This window comes from Luteolibacter ambystomatis (genome assembly GCF_018137965.1).
GTDB classification, from domain to species: domain Bacteria; phylum Verrucomicrobiota; class Verrucomicrobiia; order Verrucomicrobiales; family Akkermansiaceae; genus Luteolibacter; species Luteolibacter ambystomatis.
In genome coordinates, this window is the sequence record NZ_CP073100.1 from 3,404,121 (window position 1) to 3,421,957 (window position 17,837).

General features: G+C 63.0%; 18 protein-coding genes. 9 read left to right on the top strand and 9 right to left on the bottom strand.

What is annotated here, in order from left to right; all coding sequences use genetic code 11:
- Positions 1 to 6: 6 nt before the first annotated feature.
- On the top strand, positions 7 to 1,971 hold the full coding sequence (locus KBB96_RS12880; RefSeq protein ID WP_211629852.1) for a 3-hydroxyacyl-CoA dehydrogenase NAD-binding domain-containing protein: 1,965 nt from the start codon (positions 7 to 9) through the stop codon (positions 1,969 to 1,971).
- A complete protein-coding gene (locus KBB96_RS12885) occupies positions 1,968 to 3,779 on the top strand; it encodes an acyl-CoA dehydrogenase family protein (RefSeq protein ID WP_211629853.1) in 1,812 nt (603 codons plus the stop codon). Before KBB96_RS12880 ends, KBB96_RS12885 begins: the two co-directional genes overlap by 4 nt.
- A gap of 78 nt (positions 3,780 to 3,857) precedes the next feature.
- On the opposite strand, the gene pheS is transcribed toward KBB96_RS12885, so the two are convergent.
- The 8 genes from pheS to gatC form a co-directional block, all read right to left on the bottom strand.
- On the bottom strand, positions 3,858 to 4,874 hold the full coding sequence (pheS, locus tag KBB96_RS12890; protein ID WP_211629854.1) for a phenylalanine--tRNA ligase subunit alpha: 1,017 nt from the start codon (positions 4,872 to 4,874) through the stop codon (positions 3,858 to 3,860).
- Positions 4,875 to 4,922: 48 nt separating this feature from the next.
- Positions 4,923 to 5,945 carry a nitric oxide synthase oxygenase gene (locus tag KBB96_RS12895; protein ID WP_486624505.1) on the bottom strand — a complete coding sequence of 341 codons (1,023 nt, stop codon included), beginning with the start codon at positions 5,943 to 5,945 and terminating at the stop codon, positions 4,923 to 4,925.
- Positions 5,942 to 6,931 carry an aldo/keto reductase gene (locus KBB96_RS12900; RefSeq protein ID WP_211629856.1) on the bottom strand — a complete coding sequence of 330 codons (990 nt, stop codon included), beginning with the start codon at positions 6,929 to 6,931 and terminating at the stop codon, positions 5,942 to 5,944. The genes KBB96_RS12895 and KBB96_RS12900 overlap by 4 nt, the downstream gene beginning before the upstream one ends.
- A gap of 110 nt (positions 6,932 to 7,041) precedes the next feature.
- Positions 7,042 to 7,569: a YcxB family protein gene (locus KBB96_RS12905; RefSeq protein WP_211629857.1), complete on the bottom strand. Its 528-nt coding sequence runs from the start codon at positions 7,567 to 7,569 to the stop codon at positions 7,042 to 7,044.
- Between the two features lie 91 nt (positions 7,570 to 7,660).
- Complete coding sequence (gene rplT / locus KBB96_RS12910) at positions 7,661 to 8,041, bottom strand: 50S ribosomal protein L20 (RefSeq protein WP_211629858.1); 381 nt, start codon at positions 8,039 to 8,041, stop codon at positions 7,661 to 7,663.
- A 139-nt stretch (positions 8,042 to 8,180) separates the two neighbouring features.
- Positions 8,181 to 8,390 (bottom strand): 50S ribosomal protein L35, encoded by a 210-nt coding sequence (rpmI, locus tag KBB96_RS12915; protein ID WP_211629859.1) that lies wholly within the window; start codon positions 8,388 to 8,390, stop codon positions 8,181 to 8,183.
- Positions 8,391 to 8,460: 70 nt separating this feature from the next.
- Positions 8,461 to 9,864, bottom strand: coding sequence for an Asp-tRNA(Asn)/Glu-tRNA(Gln) amidotransferase subunit GatA (gene gatA / locus KBB96_RS12920; RefSeq protein ID WP_211629860.1), 1,404 nt, complete (start codon positions 9,862 to 9,864; stop codon positions 8,461 to 8,463).
- A gap of 8 nt (positions 9,865 to 9,872) precedes the next feature.
- Positions 9,873 to 10,175 carry an Asp-tRNA(Asn)/Glu-tRNA(Gln) amidotransferase subunit GatC gene (gatC, locus tag KBB96_RS12925; RefSeq protein ID WP_211629861.1) on the bottom strand — a complete coding sequence of 101 codons (303 nt, stop codon included), beginning with the start codon at positions 10,173 to 10,175 and terminating at the stop codon, positions 9,873 to 9,875.
- Positions 10,176 to 10,272: 97 nt separating this feature from the next.
- Between gatC and KBB96_RS12930 the strand changes: the two genes are divergently transcribed.
- The 5 genes from KBB96_RS12930 to KBB96_RS12950 all read left to right on the top strand — a co-directional run bounded on the left by KBB96_RS12930 (position 10,273) and on the right by KBB96_RS12950 (position 15,434).
- Positions 10,273 to 11,415 (top strand): peroxiredoxin family protein, encoded by a 1,143-nt coding sequence (locus tag KBB96_RS12930; RefSeq protein WP_211629862.1) that lies wholly within the window; start codon positions 10,273 to 10,275, stop codon positions 11,413 to 11,415.
- 118 nt (positions 11,416 to 11,533) lie between these two features.
- Positions 11,534 to 13,075, top strand: coding sequence for an ArnT family glycosyltransferase (locus KBB96_RS12935; RefSeq protein WP_211629863.1), 1,542 nt, complete (start codon positions 11,534 to 11,536; stop codon positions 13,073 to 13,075).
- Positions 13,072 to 13,755: a glycosyltransferase family 2 protein gene (locus tag KBB96_RS12940; protein ID WP_211629864.1), complete on the top strand. Its 684-nt coding sequence runs from the start codon at positions 13,072 to 13,074 to the stop codon at positions 13,753 to 13,755. The genes KBB96_RS12935 and KBB96_RS12940 overlap by 4 nt, the downstream gene beginning before the upstream one ends.
- 6 nt (positions 13,756 to 13,761) lie before the next feature.
- Positions 13,762 to 14,070 carry a lipid-A-disaccharide synthase N-terminal domain-containing protein gene (locus KBB96_RS12945; protein ID WP_211629865.1) on the top strand — a complete coding sequence of 103 codons (309 nt, stop codon included), beginning with the start codon at positions 13,762 to 13,764 and terminating at the stop codon, positions 14,068 to 14,070.
- Positions 14,067 to 15,434: a phosphatase PAP2 family protein gene (locus KBB96_RS12950; RefSeq protein WP_211629866.1), complete on the top strand. Its 1,368-nt coding sequence runs from the start codon at positions 14,067 to 14,069 to the stop codon at positions 15,432 to 15,434. Before KBB96_RS12945 ends, KBB96_RS12950 begins: the two co-directional genes overlap by 4 nt.
- Positions 15,435 to 15,444: 10 nt before the next feature.
- On the opposite strand, the gene KBB96_RS12955 is transcribed toward KBB96_RS12950, so the two are convergent.
- Positions 15,445 to 16,416 (bottom strand): NAD-dependent epimerase/dehydratase family protein, encoded by a 972-nt coding sequence (locus KBB96_RS12955; RefSeq protein WP_211629867.1) that lies wholly within the window; start codon positions 16,414 to 16,416, stop codon positions 15,445 to 15,447.
- Between the two features lie 108 nt (positions 16,417 to 16,524).
- Between KBB96_RS12955 and KBB96_RS12960 the strand changes: the two genes are divergently transcribed.
- Both KBB96_RS12960 and KBB96_RS12965 read left to right on the top strand, forming a co-directional pair.
- Complete coding sequence (locus tag KBB96_RS12960; RefSeq protein ID WP_211629868.1) at positions 16,525 to 16,923, top strand: BUD32 family EKC/KEOPS complex subunit; 399 nt, start codon at positions 16,525 to 16,527, stop codon at positions 16,921 to 16,923.
- Positions 16,924 to 16,978: 55 nt separating this feature from the next.
- Positions 16,979 to 17,785, top strand: a complete 807-nt coding sequence (locus KBB96_RS12965) for a protein-disulfide reductase DsbD domain-containing protein (protein ID WP_211629869.1) — start codon at positions 16,979 to 16,981, stop codon at positions 17,783 to 17,785.
- The last annotated feature ends 52 nt before the right edge of the window (positions 17,786 to 17,837 follow it).

Sequence of the window (17,837 nt, forward strand, 5' to 3'; positions counted from 1 at the left end):
CCCGCCATGCCCAACCTCCATCTGCAACGCGACGGCGACCGGGCCACGCTGACCTTCGACCGCGAAGGTTCCTCGGCGAACATCTTCGACGCCGCCACGCTTCGTGAACTGGACAGCCTGCTCGCCGATCTGGAAAACAGCCCGCCGTGGGATGGCCTGCTGATCGTTTCGGCCAAGCCGTCCATCTTCATCGCAGGCGCGGATCTCAATGCCTTCCTCAAAGCCTCGCCCGAGGAATTCGACGCGCTGATCCGCCTGGGTCAATCGGTCTTCACCCGCTTGCAACGGCTGCGCATTCCCACCTGCGCCGCGATCCACGGTGCCTGTGCGGGCGGCGGCTACGAACTCGCGCTCGCCTGCGATTGGCGGATCGCCAGCAATGCGAAGGCCACCAAGATCGGACTGCCGGAAACCCAACTCGGTATCCTGCCCGCCTGGGGTGGCTCAACCCGACTCCCGAACCGCGTCGGCCTGCCCACCGCGCTTGATGTGATTCTCGGCGGCAAGCTTCACGCCGCGGAAGCCGCCCGTCGCAAGGGCCTCGTCGATGCCGTGGTACCGAAGGAGGTGCTCATTGAGCAGGCGTGGAAACTGATCGCAAAGGGCAAGCGTCGCCCGTTCCATCATCCCTTCCTGCATTCTCCGCCGGTACGCGCGCTCATCGCGAAGAAAGCCGCCAAGACGCTGCAGGAAAAAACCCGTGGCAACTACCCCGGTGCCACCAAGGCTCTCGCGGTCGCCTGTGCCGCCACTCATGGCTCGCCGCAGGAAAGCATGGATCGCGAACGCGCGGCGATTCTCGAACTCACGCCTCTGCCACAAACTCGGAATCTGATCCGCCTGTTCTTCCTCACCGAGAAGGCGAAGAAGGATCAGCCGGTGGCCGCATCGCCGCGGAACATCGGCCAGATCGCCGTGATCGGTGCGGGCGTGATGGGTTCCGGCATCGCGCACTGGCTGGCCTCGCGCGGTCATCCGGTACTGCTCCAGGACATCGACGATGCCGCGCTCGCCCGTGGTATGAAGACGATTGAGAAGCTGATCGCACAAGCGGTGCAGAAGCACGTCGTCACCCGCGTCGAAGCCCAGCACACGCTCGATCGCATCACGCCCGTGCGCGGGAATGTTCCGCTCACGCGCTGTGATCTGGTGATCGAAGCCGCGGTGGAGGATCTGTTCATCAAGCGCCGCGTGTTCGGCGATCTCTCCGCGCGGGTGCGTCCGGATTGTTTGCTCGCCACCAATACCTCCGCGCTGCCGGTGCATGAGCTGTCGGAGGTCGTTGAGAATCCCGGACGCTTGTTCGGTCTGCATTTCTTCAATCCCGTCAGCCGCATGCCGCTGGTCGAGGTGGTGCGTTCGGAAACCACCTCGGATGAAACCATCGCGTCCGCCTTCGCGTTGGTGCGCCAGATTGTCAAGACGCCGGTGCTGGTGAAGGACCGTCCCGGCTTCCTCGTGAACCGTATCCTGCTACCCTACTTGGTGGATGCCGGCGTGCTGTTCGAAAACGGCGCGGATCCGGAGGTTGTCGACAAAGCCATGCTCGACTTTGGCATGCCGATGGGACCGTTGCGTTTGATCGACGAGGTCGGCCTCGATGTCTCGCTGCATGTGGCGAAGACCTTGGCCACCGCGTTCCCCGATCGAATGAAGGTCCCCGCCATTCTCGAAACGATGGTGGAGAAGCGGATGCTCGGCAAAAAGAACGGCACGGGATTCTACAAATACGACGGCAGGAAAACCGTGCCGAACCCGGACGCGCTCAAGCTCCGCACCGGCACCACCGCCATTCCGGAAGGACTTCCGCTGCGCCTCGCCAACCGCATGACCGAGGAGGCATCCCGCTGCCTGGATGAAGGCGTAGCGGCGACCGCGGACGAAATCGATCTCGCAATGATCCTGGGCACCGGCTATCCGCCATTCCGTGGAGGACCGTTGCGGCATCGCGACAACCCCATCACGCCATGAGCCTCGACACCTCGAAGATGAGCAGCGGCCAGCGCGCCGCCATGGAACTCGCCGAATCGTCACGCGACACCCGCGAGCTGAGCGGGTTCGCCGCCTCGATCTTCGACGGCAAGGCAGACTTCAGCCTGGCCTGTCCCTTCCCGATGCAACCGCAGGAGGACCGCACCCAGGGCGATGCTTTCCTTGATCTACTGCGTGATTTCCTTAAGCACCATACCGATCCCGATGCGATCGACCGCGATGGCGAGATTCCGCAGGAGGTGTTTGATGGTCTTGCCCGCCTAGGTGCTTTCGGCATCAAGATCCCCACCGAGTATGGCGGCCTCGGTCTTTCGCAAACGAACTACTCGCGCGCCGCGATGGTGCTTGGGGGCCATTGCGGCAACCTCACCGCGTTGCTCAGTGCGCATCAGTCCATCGGCATTCCGCAGCCGCTGTTGATGTTCGGCAGCGAGGAGCAGAAGCGGAAGTATTTGCCGCGCTGCGCCCACGGCGGAGTCTCCGCTTTCGCCCTCACGGAACATGACGTCGGCTCCGACCCGGCGCGCATGAAAACCGAGGCGAGGCGCGAGGGCGACCACTACATTCTCAACGGTGAAAAGCTGTGGTGCACCAACGGCCTGAAAGCCGGACACATGATCGTGATGGCGAAAACGCCGACCCCCGAGAAGCCGGGCGCGATTACGGCATTCATCGTAGAAACGGACATGCCCGGCGTGGAGATCGTCACGCGGTGCCGCTTCATGGGACTGAAGGCGCTCTACAACGGGATCATCCGCTTCACCAACGTCCGCATTCCCGCGGAGAACATCGTATTGGGAGAAGGCAAGGGATTGAAGGTCGCGCTCAGCACGCTGAATACCGGCCGCCTCACCCTGCCCGCCGCCTGCGCGGGGATGATGTATCGTCTTCTCGATATTTCCCGCCGCTGGTGCTCGACCCGTGAGCAATGGGGCCAGGTGATCGGCAAGCATGCCGCCATCGCCGCAAAGCTCGCCGACATCGCCGCCGATGCCTTCGCCACCGAGGCACTGGTCCGCTATGCATCCGCGCTGGTGGATGCCGATCATTCCGCCGACATCCGCCTCGAAGCTGCCTTGGCCAAGCTGTGGGGCACCGAAGCCGGTTGGCGTGCCGCCGACCAGACGCTCCAGCTTCGCGGCGGACGCGGCTTCGAAACCGCCGACTCGCTCCGCAACCGTGGCGAAGCACCCGAGCCGGTGGAGCGGTTTCTCCGCGACAGCCGTATCAATACCATCTTTGAAGGCTCGACGGAAATCATGCACCTCTTCATCGCCCGCGAGATGCTCGATCCGCATCTACGCCGCGGGGCCGACGCCATCGATTCGCGCAAGCCGATGGGCGAGCGCCTGTCCGTCGCCGCGAAGGCGGGCGTATTCTATGCCGGATGGTATGCGGAACGACTGCTGCCCCTGCACAGCGCGCTACCCCACGATCTCGATCCAAAGCTCCGCTACCATCTCCGCAAGACCGCTTCTCTCAGCCGCTCGCTGAGCCGCGCGATTTTCCACGCGATGATCCTCAACGGCCCGAAGCTTGAGAAGAAGCAGATGCTGCTCGCACGCCTCGTCGACGCTGGAGCCGAGCTGCTGGCGATGTCCTGCGCCTGCGGCTACGCCCATGCGGTGAAGGACGACTCCACCCATCCGCTGACTGGCAAGGTCATCGCCACCGCGGACTACATCTGCACACGCGGGGCGCTGCGTGTGAATGCCCTGCTGCACGCCCACGCCGAAGAAGCCGACTCACGCGGTTACTCTCTCGCGAAGAGCCTTCTGAGTTCGTAGTTCCTCCTTCAGGAGGGCGTCTTACGCATCGTAGCTCTAACCCGCCCTCCTGAAGGAGGAACTACGTACGAAGAGCCCTCACGCGAACTGCTTGAGAAAACGCGCGTCGTTCTCGATCAGCAGACGGATGTCCTTGATGCCCCAGCGGATCATCGCCAGACGGTCGAGGCCCATGCCGAAAGCAAAGCCGGTCACCTTCGCAGGATCAAAGGCATCGTCCTTGCGGGATTTGCTGATCGCTTCGAACACCGCCGGATCCACCATGCCACAACCGGCCACCTCGATCCAACGCGGGGCCTGGCCCTTGGCGTGGAGCTTCACATCGATCTCAAAGCTCGGCTCGGTGAACGGGAAGAAGTGCGGGCGGAAGCGGACCTCCGTCTCGGTGCCGAACAGCTCGCGGAAGAAGTATTCCAGCGTGCCCTTCAGATCCGGTAGAGAGACATCCTCGGCGACGTAAAGGCCTTCGAGCTGGTTAAAAACGGAAAGGTGCGTGGCATCGATCTCATCGCGACGGTAGGCCGAGCCGGGAGCGATGATGCGGACCGGCGGCTTCTGGCTCTCCATGGTGCGGACCTGCACGCTGGAGGTGTGGGTGCGCAGCAGCTTGCCGGAGTCGAAGTAGAAGGTGTCCTTCTCGTTGCGCGCCGGGTGATCGGCGGGCGTGTTGAGAGCATCGAAGCAATGGAACTCGTCCTCGATTTCCGGTCCCTCAGCGAGGGCGAAGCCCATGCGGCGGAGAATGCCGATCGCCTGATCACGCAGGATCGTGAGCGGATGGAGCGAGCCGGTGTTCACGGCGCGGCCCGGCAGGGTGATGTCGATCCCGGCCAGCGCGGCGCGGTCGGCGGCCTCACGGACGGCGAGCTGCTTTTCCTCCAGCGCACCGGTGATGACGGTACGGGCGGCATTCAGAAGCTGGCCGACAGCGGCCTTGTCCTCCTTCGGCACGTCCTTGATGCCAGCGGCGGCAAGCGTCAGCGTGCCCTTTTTGCCGAGCACGGCGACACGGGCATCGTCGAGCGAACGCTCGTCGGCGGCAGCGGCGATGGCGGCGAGGGCCTCGGCCTGGATGGAATCGATTTGCTCCTTCATGGCGAAAACGGAGGCCGGGATAGCGGGAACCAGCGGCGACGTCAAAGCCTACTCCCAGTTGGTTTGCTCCACGAAGGCCGGTCCGGGCTGCTCGTCATCGTAATAGCGGTGGAAAACCGGGCAGGCGGAGCCGGACATCGGCGGCACCAGCCACGACCAATCGCCCGGCACCTTCCGGCCGCATTCGGCCTCCTTCTGGAGGTGCTGCATGAACTGGAGCGAGGCGGTGTGATGATCCACGACCGTGACCCCGGCCTCCCGGAAAGAGTGCAGCACGGCGGTGTTCAGCTCCACCAAGGCGCGGTCCTTCCACAACATCCGGCGCAGCGACCGGTCCAGTCCCATCCGATCCGCCACCAGCGGCAGGAGGTTATAGCGCTTCTCGTCCCCGAAATTTCGCGAAGCGATCTCCGTGCCCATGTAATAGCCACTGAAGGGACAGGCAGGGTAACGGAAACCGTCCCCCTCCAGTGCCATGTCCGAGATCACCGGTACCGCGTGCCAGCGGAGCCCCAGATCCGCGAACCACGGCAGATCCGGATGGGTGATCTCCACCTCCATCACCGCATCTCGCGGCAGCTCGTAGAGTTTCGGAGCCTGATCCGGCATCTCGATGACAAGCGGCAGGAGGTCGAAACGCCCCGGCTCGTCCGGCGGTTGCCAACCCAGCTCGATCACCCGGCGGGTGAAAGCAGCCTGCTCGGGATCGCCCAGCACGCTGCCATCACCGGATTCATAGCCCGCGTAGCGGATGAGCTGGCGGTTCCAGATGCGGATACCGCGTTCGCAAGATTCCACAGCGGCGAACACCGTGGCTGCGGAGCGGATGCGCCCGCCATTGGTCGAAAACCTGAGGTGGTGGACGCAGGCCTCGAACACCTCATCGGCGGTGCGGGCCTCGCGGGCATCCAGCACCTCCAAGGTGTTCCAAAACAAGCGGCCGATGCAGCGGGCATTGTTCCGCCAGGCGATCTTCGCCATGGCGGTGAGTTCCTCATGCGTCTGGGCGGCCTGCATTTCCGAGCCGGAAAAAGCACGGGATTCTACAGGCGTCCAGCGTGGACTCCTCATCTGCCTACCGCCGCCATCATGGCTGCCGGGTAGCGGGTGCCGGAGACAGCATCCTTCGGGAAAGCCTCCTCGATGTGCTGGAGATCTTCCGGTGTGAGCACCACCTCCTCGCTCTCGATGTTCTCATCGAGGTACTTGCGGTGCTTGGTGCCGGGAATCGGCACGATGTCGTCCCCTTGCGCCAACACCCAGGCGAGCGCGAGCTGTGAGGCGGTGCAGCCTTTTTCATCCGCGATGGCCTCGATTCGCTTCACCAGATCGAGGTTCTTCTGGAAGTTCTCCCCTTGGAAGCGAGGGGAATGGCGGCGGTAGTCGTCCGCATCGAAATCCTCAAATCTCCGGATCTGGCCGGTGAGGAAGCCTCGGCCCAGCGGGCTGTAAGCCACGAATCCGATGCCCAACTCACGGCAGGTCGCCAGCACGTCGTCCTCCGGATCGCGGGTCCACAGCGAGTATTCCGTCTGGAGTGCGGTGATCGGATGGACCGCATGGGCGCGGCGGATGGTTTCCGAGCCTGCCTCGGAGAGTCCGAGATAGCGAACCTTGCCCGCCTTCACCAACTCCGCCATCGCGCCGACGGTTTCCTCGATCGGCGTATTCGGATCGACGCGGTGCTGATAGTAGAGATCAATGGTCTCGACCTCAAGTCGACGCAGGCTCGCCTCGCAGGAGGAGCGCACGTAGTCCGGTTGTCCGTTGACGCCACGCTTCGCCGGATCATTGCGGTCGCGAACGATGGCGAATTTCGTGGCGAGGAACACCTCATCGCGGCGACCCGTGATGGCTTGGCCGACCAGCTCCTCGTTATCGCCGAAGCCGTAGACATCCGCGGTATCGAGGAAGTTCAGCCCCTGATCCAAAGCGTGGTGAATGGTGGCAATCGACTCCGCGTCATCCCGCGCACCGTAGAACTCCGACATCCCCATGCAGCCGAGTCCGATCGTCGATACGGACGGCCCACCCTTGCCAAGATCACGCTTCTTCATGATCGGCCAACCTAACCGGAGTCCGCAGACTGTAAAGGGAGAGCGGCGTTACAAATCACGGCGGCGGCTTCCATCCACCAAGTCTCCGATTCAGTTCGCACTCATCAGTTTCATGCCGTCTTTCCTACTTTTGATTGGAGAATCGTCACGGCAGCCGAGAAATCCCCCTCCGAGGAAAACGCATGGTGAGGCAGAACGACACATTGTTGTTCCGTCACATAAACGACGATCATCTTCTTGGTCTGACGCCACTTGAGAACATCGGGCCATTTCAGCACCGTGTAGCCTCGGTCGTTGGTCGATTTGAACTCTTCTTCTCCCAGTTCCACCTCAAAGGGCCGCTCACCCAGCTTTTGCACCCGGAAAGCTTTCCTCATCTTGGAAGGCGTGCCGATGAAGAGAACCCATGCGAGCACCACCATCACGCTGACGAATACCCACCGTGAACTCTCCACCGGTTCGCCGCGCAAAAGATCAGCGATATTGGAGCCCGCCGTTACCAAGGTGCTGATAGCTGCCAAAATCAGGAACACCAACGTCCTCCGATTTGAAAAGAGCGTCGGCCACAAGGTCGAAACATAATCCTCCTCGGTCAGTTGAACCCTTATTTTCATCTCCCCATCCAACAGATGAAGCATGACCCAGCCAAGAGTGAGCCTCCGCCACGAAACAAAAAACCGCCGCTTGGCGGACCAAGCGGCGGTTTCGGGAAACGAATTCGTTTCAGGCTCAGGCAGCGGCTTTCGAAGCCTTGGCTTCGAGGGCCTTCTTGACCTGCGCGACGATCGCCGAGAAAGCAGCGGCGTCGTTGATCGCGAGATCCGAGAGGATCTTGCGGTCGGCTTCGATACCGGCGGCCTTGAGGCCTTCGATGAAGCGCGAGTAGGTGATTCCTTCGTTGCGGACGGCAGCGTTGATACGTGCGGTCCACAGGCGGCGGAACTGACCCTTGCGCTTCTTACGGTCGCGGTATTCGTAGGTCATCGCCTTCCGCACGGCATCCTTGGCGTAGCGGAAAAGCTTCGAGCGGAATCCGCGGAAGCCCTTCGCACGCTGCAGGGTGCGCTTGCGGCGCTTGCGGCTGGCCGGGGAATTGGTGGCGCGTGGCATGTGTTGTTTCTGGTGAGCGGGCCGTTGTTTTACTTACCTTCCACAGTCTCGCCTGCTCGTGCTTCCCTCTCGGGACCAGGCTGCGTAAAGGCCACCCGAAACGCGGGTGGGGGCGTGGTTGCGTCGGACGACGAGGGGATCAGGCGAAGGGAAGATTTTCCTTCACACGCTTGTGGTCGGCGTCACAAACAACAACGGCCTTGCTCAGAGAGCGCTTCCGTTTGCGGCTCTTGCACTGAAGCAAGTGGCGCTTTCCTTGTTTGCGGCGCAGGATCTTCCCGGTGCCCGTCACCTTGAATCGTTTGGCGACGGCCTTTCGGGTCTTTGCTTTTCCTCCAATCCTTGGCATGGGGCGGGCAGACTAGGGGTCGCGACCGGGTTGGCAAGGGAAAAGTGGCCAATTTCCGGAGAAACGGCTCTTATTCCGCGACCTTCGCGATCCGGAGGAGCTTCGCTTCCTCGAAATGCGGGCCCAGGATCTGGAGGCCCACGGGGAGTTCCGTGCCGGCATCCGAGGTGATCGTCCCGGCCGGGACGGAGATGCCGCAGATGCCGGCGAGATTCGCCGAAAGGGTGAAAATGTCCGAGAGATACTCGTGGAGCGGGTCGTTCGCGAACTCACCCAGCTTCCGGGCGGCGGTCGGAGCGACCGGTGACAGGATGGCGTCCACGCTCTGGAAGGCGGTCTCGAAATCGCGACGGATCAGCGTGCGAACCTTCTGGGCGGTGGTGTAGTAGGCGTCGTGATAGCCGGAGGATAGCACGTAGGTGCCGAGGATGATGCGGCGCTTCACCTCCGGGCCAAAGCCCTCCTCACGGGAGCGGCGGTAGAGCTCATCCAGATCCGCCGGATCCTTGGCGCGGTGGCCGTAGCGGACGCCATCGAAGCGGGAGAGGTTCGAGGAGGCCTCCGCCGGGGCGATGACGTAATAGGTCGCCACGGCGTATTCGGTATGCGGCAGGGAGATTTCCACCAGTTCGGCTCCGGCGGCAGCCAGCTTTTCAGCGGCAGCCATCACGCGGGCGCGGACCTGCGGGTCGATGCCCTCGCCGAAGTATTCCTTCGGCAGGCCCAGCTTCAGGCCCTTCACGCCGTCATTCAGCGTGGCGAGATAGTCCGGCACCGGCAGGTCCAGCGAGGTGGAATCGAGCGGATCATACCCGGCGATCGCTTGGAGCACGATGGCGGCATCCTCCACCGTGTTGGTGATCGGGCCGATCTGATCGAGCGAGGACGCGAAAGCCACCAGCCCGTAGCGGGACACGCGGCCGTAGGACGGTTTCAGGCCGACCACCCCGCAGTGCGAGGCGGGTTGGCGGATCGAGCCGCCGGTATCGGAACCGAGCGCCGCGAAAGCGGAACCAGCCGCCACCGAGGCGGCGGAGCCACCGGACGAACCGCCCGGCACGCGCTCGAGGTCGCGTGGATTCCGAGTCACCTGGAGGGCAGAGTTTTCCGTGGAGGAGCCCATCGCGAACTCGTCCATGTTCAGGCGGCCGAAGGGGATTGCTCCGGCAGCGCGGAGCTTCTTGATTACCGTCGCGTCGTAGGGAGAGACGTAGTTCTCCGAGAGGAACTTCGAGCCGCAGGTGCAGGGCTGGCCGAGGACATTCATGTTGTCCTTGATCGCGATCGGGATGCCGCCGAGAGGCAACGAGAGATCGACGGTGGCGGCCTCCGCCTTGGCGGCGGCGAGATCGTGGGAGAGATAAGCGCCGATCTGGCCATCCCCGGCCGAGATTTTCGCGGCGAGATCGTCGAGGAGCGCTTCCGGGGTGACGGCACCGCTGCGGAGCTGTTCGCGGAGAGAAAGAAGGGACATGGGATCGATCAGGCTTCGGCGATGACTTTCGGGACGCGGATCTGGTGCTGGGCCTGCTCCGGGGCGTTCCGCAGCACGGCTTCGCGGTCGAGGCTTTCGTGGGGGACATCCTCGCGCATGCGGTCGAACACAGGAGCCGGGTAGGACGTGGGCTCGATGCCGGAGACATCCAGCTTCGAAATCGCATCCACGTAGCCGAGGATGTCCTCAAGCTGACCCCTGAAAACGGCGGTCTCTTCCTCGCTCAGCTCCAGCCGGGCGAGGTTGGCGATGTTCCGCAGGGTGCGGTCATCGATGTGCGTGTTCGACATGGCGGGGAGAGTCCAGAGCCGGGCCGGACGTGGCAAGACTCAACCGCCGTGAGAAGATGGATTGCGCCCCGCGGGAATGACCCTCTAGGGTCCGCCCATGCACCCTTCGCGCTGGCTTCCGCTCGTTCCGATCGTCCTCGCCGCTCCGGCCCATGCCGGCAGCCCGGCGGAAGCCGCCCGCATCCGCCAGGAATTCACCCTCCGCAACGAGCGTTGGGAGCTCCAGATCAAGGCCACTGCGGACGCCACCGCCCGTCAGGCGCTGTGGAAGGAAAAACCAAATCCCCAGGAATACGCCCTCCAGATGTGGAACTGCCTGCGCCCGTCGCTGGCGGAAGACTGGACCCTCGAGCCTGGCGCGTGGCTGCTGCGAATCACTCCCGCGCAAGCCCTCGCTCCGGCCCCCGCCGACATCGACACTGTCAACGCCAACCCTGACCGGAAAGGTCCCCGTTCCCCCTTGGCCGAGGCAGTGCTGAAGATCCGCGAAACGGTCGAGAAATACCACCTCCGCAGCCCGAAGCTGGCTCCGATGTGCCTCGCCCTCGTTTCCGCCCGCGATCCCGGTGCGCTGTCGCTGCTTCAGAAAATCGAAGCCCAGAACCCGGACCCGAAAGTCCAGGGCGTGGCCGCGCTCGGCCAGGCGATGATCCTCAAGGGCATCGGTGACGATGCCGACGTGATGAAAAAGCGCCTCACCCTGCTTCGCAAAGCCATCGTCAATGCCGGCGATCAGGAAGTGGATGGGGTGAGCATCTCCCATCTGGCGGAGGACGAGCTCTACATCATCCTGCACCTCAGCAAGGGCCGCGAAGCCCCCGATCTCGATGGAGCGGACTCCGCCGGAAAACAAATCCGCCTTTCCGACTACAAGGGCAAGGTCGTGGTCCTGCTGTTCTGGAACAGCGGCAGCACTGATGATTTGGACCACCTGCTGGAACTGACCGGCAGCATGCAGAAAAAGTTCGCAAACAAACCCTTCGCTCTGATTGGCGTGAACAATGATCCGCTCAAGACCCTCCGGGATCTCCAGCAGATCGAGGGCAGCAAGGTGACCTGGCCGAACTATTCCGATCCCACCGACAAGCTGGCGAAAGAGTATCGCGTCGGCACCCGCCCGTTGGCCTATGTCCTCGGGCCTGATCGCACGATCCAGTACTTCGGCGCTCCCGGCTCCTTCGTCGAACTCGCGGTGGAAGCTCTTCTATCGGAAGGCATGAAGCCTCCATCCCCGCGTTGAGCCGGGTTTGATTGCTGTTCCGTAGTCCAAGGCCGATCCGGCTGACTGGCTGTGACGTTTCCGTCGCGCGACCTCCATTGTCCGCGTGGAAACGAACCCGCCAGTTTCTGGCCCGCCCTTGTACGCCACCTCCCCAACATCCTCATCCCATCGACCGGACACCCCTCCGGCGGATGAAGCGCTCTGGAACCGCCGGGCGATCCTGTTCCTGCTGGCTCTAACAACCCTGCGGCTGGTCATCCACGCCTGCGGAGTGATCGGCGTGCTCGGAGACGAGGCCTACTATTGGGAATGGGGCAACCACCTTGCCGCGGGCTACTACAGCAAGCCACCGCTGATCGGGTGGATCATGGGCATGCTGAGACTCTCCGGGCTGGATCACGCATTCGGTCTGAAGACCACGGCCAATCTCCTCTCCACGCTCTCGCTGGCCGGTCTCTATCTTTTCACCCGCCAGTGGTTCGGAGCCCGCACGGCGTGGTGGACGCTGGCCACCGCAGGCCTCTCGGCAGGCAGCCTGATGCTGGGATCGTTCCTCACCATCGACTCGCCGTTGGTCGCCATGTGGTCGGTGGCTCTGGCTGCAAGCTCCAGCCTGCTGCGAAACGGTCCGCGCCCGGGCAATGTGATCGTGCTCACGTTGTCGCTCGGCATCGGCATGCTCGGGAAGCAGATGATGATGCTGTTTCCCGTGCTGCTGTTCATCGCGGCATGGCGGCTCAGGGTGCCGCGCCGGACATGGCGGGCGGTCATCGCCTGCTCCCTGTTGTCGTTCCTGGCCCTCCTGCCACCGGTCCTCTGGAACGCGCATCATGATTGGGTCACCTTCAAGCATACCGGCCATCATTTCGAAGGCGCGCCGGTCACGCCGGCCGCGATCGGAAAGCGGCTGGCCGAATACATCGGCAGCCAGTTCATGGTGGCCGGCCCGGTGGCGCTCGCACTTGCCATCGCGGCTCTCCGCAACCGGGAGAGCCGCCACCGCTACCGCATCCCGCTCATCTTCGGAGTCATCGGCTGGACCGCGTGCCTGCTGATGAATCTCCGGCAGGAGGTCAATCCGAACTGGCCCGCCGTCTATCTATTTTCATGGATGCCCGCGGGCATCGCCTGGGCCATGGACCGGCGGCCGGGACTTGCAAAGGCAGCCCTGTGGCTCAATGCGGCCATCACCCTGGCGGCCTTGGGCGCGATCCTGTTCCCGTCCCTCTGGAACAAGGGTGACAAGAAGTTCTGGTATGGCTGGGACAGCCTCGCCCGCGAGGTGGACGCCCTGCAACCTACTACAAACCCAGGAGAAAAGCCGCTTCTCATCGTGGCAGGCAGCCGCTTCACCGCCGCACAGGTGGCGTTCCTCTCCCCGCGCCGTCCGGAACTGCACACGTGGTACTACGGCCGCGAGTTCATTCCCGGCACCACCAGACAACGCGGTGTCACCAGCCAGTTCGATCTCTGGCCCGGCCCCTCCTGTCCGGTGACACGACCGCTCGTGGTGCTGGTGGATGAAAACCTCCCGCTTCCACAAGGCCTGGAAAACGCCCTCGTGAATCCCGCTCCTCCGAAAAAGGTCCACGTCCGGTTCGGCAGGAAAAACGGTGCCAACTTCAACCTGATCCGGGCCGAGGGACTCACCTCGTGGCCCCCGCCCCCTTTCGAATGAACGCCAAGCTCAGCATTGTCGTCCCCTTCTACAACGAGGAGGAAACCATCGCCGAAGTCATCGCGGAAATCGTCCGTACCGTCCCCGGCGCCGAGGTCATCGCCGTGGATGATGGCAGCAGGGACCGCACCTGGGAAATCCTCTCCGCCATTCCCGGCATCCGGGCGATGCGCTTCCCGCAGAACCGAGGCCAATCCGCGGCGATGTATGCGGGCATGCGCCAGGCCAGCGGCGACATCGTCGCGCTGATGGATGGCGACGGTCAGAACGATCCCGCCGATTTTCCGAAACTGGTCGAAGCCCTGGAACAAGGCGCCGATGTCGCCTGCGGCTATCGCGCGAACCGCCAGGACACCGCCAGCCGCCGCTACGCCTCGAAGATCGCGAACGGCATCCGCCGCACATTCCTTCACGACGGCGTGCGCGACACCGGTTGCTCGCTCAAGGCATTCCGCCGCGAAGCCGTGGACCATCTCGTGCCCTTCAATGGCATGCACCGCTATATCCCCGCCCAGCTCCTGCGCGCGGGCCTGAAGATCGTGGAACTGCCCGTGAACCACCGCGGCCGCATGGCCGGCACCTCGAAATACACCAACTGGGACCGCGCGCTCCGCGGCATCCACGACCTGATCGGCGTGTCCTGGCTGCTGAAACGCAAGGTCAACATCCGCTTCGACTGAACCGCCATGATGAGGGAAACACTGCTCGAATTCGATCTCTACAAGGCTCACGTCGTCGTGAACCTCTGGAAGATCATCGGCTGGACCGGAGCCGCCTTGTTCGGCCTGCGGTGGATTCCGCAGTTCTTCGCCACCCGCAGGGCGAAGAAGGTCACCATGCCGCGGGTGTTCTGGGTGATGTCGGTCACCGGCAGCCTCTGTCTGCTGTCCTATTTCATCGGCTACCGCGCGGACTCGGTGGGCATCCTGTCCAATTTGTTCCCGACCTTCGTGGCGCTGTACAATCTCTTCCACGATCTCCGGAAAGGCTCATGACGGACCCGCGCAATACCCCGCCTTCTTGGCTCCGCCTGCTGGTCCTGCCGACAATCGTGGCGCTGGCCGCCATGGGTTGGCTCGCATGGAGCGGATGGGACTTGAAGCTCCAGCAACTCGCCTTCGACTTCGACCTGCGGCGCTGGAAATACGGAGAGGAAGACCCCTGGCTGTGGCTCTTCCAATACGGCCCCCTGCCGATGCTGGTGATGGGCTTCGCCTTCCTCCTGAGCCTCTTCGCGGGATTGGCCTTTCCCAAGCTGGCGCGCTTCATGAAGCCGTCGTTGTTCTTGATCCTATCCATCGCCATCTCCAGCGGTTTGATCTCGAACGTCCTGCTCAAGGATCGATGGGGCCGGCCGCGCCCATCGCAAGTCGATGGCTTCGGTTTGATGACCGATGTACAAGGTATGCCGTACCAATCGGCACTCCGCCCGGCTTTCGGCCAGGATGGCAAGTCCTTCCCCTGCGGGCATGCCACCACCGGCTTCGGTTTGGCCGGCTTGGGATTCATCCTGTGGCGGCGTCGGCGCAAGACCGCCCTCGCTATCTTCACCGCCAGCTACGGCTACGGAATTCTCATCGGCATCGCCCGCATGCTGCAGGGAGGACACTTCGCCTCCGATGTGATCGGTGCGGCGCTGGTCTGCCATGCGACCCAGGCGGTGCTCTACCGCTGCATGCATCTCTACGAACAACCGGAGTGGGGCTATCATCCCGGCCGGTCGCGCTGGGGCACGGCGGTCGGCATCGGCATTCCGGCGGTGGGACTGGCGGTATTCGCGGCCTTGCTGGGCACCCCTTACCACGAGCCCATGAACATCGCCGCGGAAACGCTGGCGAAGGTTGATCAGGATGCCACGACCGTGAAGATCGAGTCCTTCGGCAAGACCCGTCTGGACGTCGGTCCCGAAACCCGCTGCCGCGGCGTGATCAAGGGCTTCGGCCTGCCAAGAAGCCGCGTGAAGTTCGCCCTTCAAACGCGCGGCAATGTCACACGCTTCTTCCAGATCGAGCGCGGCTGGTTTACGGAACTGGGGCAGGACCTGCTCATCACCCTGCCCGCCAAGCGAGGCCTGACGGTGGAACTCTCCGCCCCCGAGCGCGAAGCCTCATGGGAGCTCGATCTCACCCGTGCGGGCGAGGATCTCGGGCAATCGTGGACGCTTCATGGCGGCCCGCGCCATCATCCGGTCATTCTTCTGAACCAGGATTCCCCCGTGCTGGTGCAACACCTCGCTCCGACCGCCCAATCGCCGGTCGTGGTGTTCAAGGGCCGCGGTGAGACCCCCATTCGCATCACGGTGGACGGCCCGCTCGACCCTGATCTGCGGATCCTACCCCCGGCGATGGCGGTGCAATAGAGCATGCCGTTCAAACGACGGCCTCTTCGTGGCGGTACCACTCCGCGAATTTCCGCACGCCCTCCGCGAAAGACCATCGCGGGCTGTAACCGAAGCGCGCGCGGGCATAGCTGATGTCCGCATGGGTGGTTTCCATATCACAGGCCCGCGGCGGCAGTTGCCGGATCTTCACTTCTTGTCCGAATGCATCCGCGATCTCTTCGATCATCCGCTTGAGAGAAATGGTCCGCCCTGAACCAAGGTTCACGATCTCGAATGGCATTGGCGTGGCACCGACGATCTTCAACAAACCGTCCAGCAGATCCTCGATGAAGGTATAGTCGCGCAGCGAACTGCCATCCCCGAACATGGTGATCTCCCCACCCTCGGTCATGAGCCGCGCGAACTTATGGATCGCCAGATCCGGGCGCTGGCGCGGCCCGTAAACGGTGAAAAAGCGCAGGCAGGTCGTCTGGATGCCATGCAGGTGGGAATACACCGCGCACAGATGCTCACCCGCCACCTTGGTGGCGGCGTAGGGGCTGAGCGTGCGGCTGATGGCGGCGGACTCCTGGAAGGGCGGTGATTGTCCCGTGCCATAAACCGAGGAACTGGACGCGAACAACAGCCGGGGCACTCCGGACTTCCGGCAGGCTTCGAGGATGTTCAGCGTACCGTTGACATTGGTTGCGACGTAGGAAGCCGGTTGCTCGATCGAAGGCCTTACTCCCGCGAGCGCGGCGAGATGGATGACCTGATCGAACTTCCCTTCGGCCACGATCCGGTCCATCCTTGCGGCATCGCGGATATCCGCCTCCATCATGGTCACACTGGCCGGAAATCCGGCGACGGTCGCGCGCTTGATGGCGGGATCGTAAAAGGAATCGAACACATCCACGCCCGTCACCTGCCATCCGGCTGCCGCCAGTGCTTCCACCAGATGCCCGCCGATGAACCCCGCTGCACCCGTCACCATTATCCGACCTCGCGGAACCGCGTTCATCTTGGAGTTATCCGGGCATCCCGGCTTCCGGTCACGTATTGAATTATTACAATTTTGATAGAATCTCAAGCCGGGAGGGCATTTCCTCCGGCCCCCTCCCGCAACCGCATGAAGCAGCTCAAAGACGGCATCCGCTCCACCGTCCGGATCGATTTCCAAGGCCACGTCCACAAGCGCCTGCGCGGCACCGGGGCGGAAGAACGCTACGCCAATGAAGTCGCGGTGCTGAAGGTGCTGGAGGAACGCGGCTGCCCTTACGTACCGAAGCTCGTCGAGGAACATCCGGAAGAGCTGTATTTCGTGTCCACGAACTGCGGTCGCATCGCTGATCAGATCCGCAGGGAAAGGTCGGACGAACTCTTCGCGGAACTGGAGCGGGACTACGGCGTGCGCCACCTCGATGCCGAACCACGGAACGTGACTTATTCCGACAAGCTCGGGCGCTTCTGCCTGATCGACTTCGAACTCGCGGAAATCCTCCCCGATCCAAAAGCCGGGGCGGTTTGATCTCCAGCCCTTCCTGTTGCAAGTTTCCGGAATCCGCTCCGTTTTCTTCCCGCCCATGCGCGCCCTCTTTGCCAGCCTCGCCGTCTTCTATCTGCTCGCCCGTTCCTCCTCCGCGGAAGAGGCATCCAAGGGCGTCGATCTGTCGCTGGTGTCCGAAGTGAGTGCCATCACGGGTTCCAAGTCCTTCACCGTCGGCCTCAAAGTCCACCATCATCCGAAGTTCCACACCTACTGGCGCAATTCGGGGATCGTGGGCGTACCGATCGCGTTGAAATGGCAGCTCCCCCCCGGATTCACAGCGGGAGAGATCCAGTGGGCCACCCCGGAGCGGGTGGACATGGCTGGTCACCCCGCCCACGGCTACGAACGCGATGTGATGCTGCTGGTCGAGATCACGCCCCCCGCCCATCCACCGGAAAAGCTCGAATTGAAAGCCGAAGCCTCCTGGATGGCCTGTGCGGATGGCTGCTATCCGGGCCGGAAAACCCTGACACTCGCTTTTCCCGCCGCCGCTCAGGCCGATGCGATCGCCAAGGCACGCGCCGAGCTTCCACAACCCCTCCAAGGCTGGAGCGCCACCCTTGAATCGGCGAAGGACGCACCGGAAATCCGGGTCAAATTCACCCGCACTGGGGGCAATACGGCGGATCCCGGCAAACCCTACTTCTTTTCCTCCGATGGCCAGATCTCTTCCGATCCGCCCCAGAAAATCGAAGTGCTGCCGGACGGCTTCCGTCTGATCGCGGAACGTTCCGAATACAGCCCGAAAGGCCGCACCACCCTGCCGGGTGTCCTGGTAGCTGAAAAGCCGCTGGCTTCGAATGCCGTATATGCCGCGGTGCTGGAGCCCAAGTATCCCTGATCGCAGATCGGCATCTAAAAGGATTTTATAGCATTTTGCCAAGGGCCTGCCA

What these genes read in the sequence shown, in the direction of transcription:
- rpmI (WP_211629859.1), bottom strand. Translation starts at nt 8,390, where the DNA reads ATGCCAAGGATTGGAGGAAAAGCAAAGACCCGAAAGGCCGTCGCCAAA.
- KBB96_RS12960 (WP_211629868.1), top strand. Translation starts at nt 16,525, where the DNA reads ATGAAGCAGCTCAAAGACGGCATCCGCTCCACCGTCCGGATCGATTTC.
- KBB96_RS12895 (WP_486624505.1), bottom strand. Translation starts at nt 5,945, where the DNA reads ATGAGGAGTCCACGCTGGACGCCTGTAGAATCCCGTGCTTTTTCCGGC.
- rplT (WP_211629858.1), bottom strand. Translation starts at nt 8,041, where the DNA reads ATGCCACGCGCCACCAATTCCCCGGCCAGCCGCAAGCGCCGCAAGCGC.
- KBB96_RS12880 (WP_211629852.1), top strand. Translation starts at nt 7, where the DNA reads ATGCCCAACCTCCATCTGCAACGCGACGGCGACCGGGCCACGCTGACC.
- pheS (WP_211629854.1), bottom strand. Translation starts at nt 4,874, where the DNA reads ATGAAGGAGCAAATCGATTCCATCCAGGCCGAGGCCCTCGCCGCCATC.
- KBB96_RS12885 (WP_211629853.1), top strand. Translation starts at nt 1,968, where the DNA reads ATGAGCCTCGACACCTCGAAGATGAGCAGCGGCCAGCGCGCCGCCATG.
- KBB96_RS12940 (WP_211629864.1), top strand. Translation starts at nt 13,072, where the DNA reads ATGAACGCCAAGCTCAGCATTGTCGTCCCCTTCTACAACGAGGAGGAA.
- gatA (WP_211629860.1), bottom strand. Translation starts at nt 9,864, where the DNA reads ATGTCCCTTCTTTCTCTCCGCGAACAGCTCCGCAGCGGTGCCGTCACC.
- gatC (WP_211629861.1), bottom strand. Translation starts at nt 10,175, where the DNA reads ATGTCGAACACGCACATCGATGACCGCACCCTGCGGAACATCGCCAAC.
- KBB96_RS12900 (WP_211629856.1), bottom strand. Translation starts at nt 6,931, where the DNA reads ATGAAGAAGCGTGATCTTGGCAAGGGTGGGCCGTCCGTATCGACGATC.
- KBB96_RS12930 (WP_211629862.1), top strand. Translation starts at nt 10,273, where the DNA reads ATGCACCCTTCGCGCTGGCTTCCGCTCGTTCCGATCGTCCTCGCCGCT.
- KBB96_RS12955 (WP_211629867.1), bottom strand. Translation starts at nt 16,416, where the DNA reads ATGAACGCGGTTCCGCGAGGTCGGATAATGGTGACGGGTGCAGCGGGG.
- KBB96_RS12905 (WP_211629857.1), bottom strand. Translation starts at nt 7,569, where the DNA reads ATGCTTCATCTGTTGGATGGGGAGATGAAAATAAGGGTTCAACTGACC.
- KBB96_RS12950 (WP_211629866.1), top strand. Translation starts at nt 14,067, where the DNA reads ATGACGGACCCGCGCAATACCCCGCCTTCTTGGCTCCGCCTGCTGGTC.
- KBB96_RS12945 (WP_211629865.1), top strand. Translation starts at nt 13,762, where the DNA reads ATGATGAGGGAAACACTGCTCGAATTCGATCTCTACAAGGCTCACGTC.
- KBB96_RS12965 (WP_211629869.1), top strand. Translation starts at nt 16,979, where the DNA reads ATGCGCGCCCTCTTTGCCAGCCTCGCCGTCTTCTATCTGCTCGCCCGT.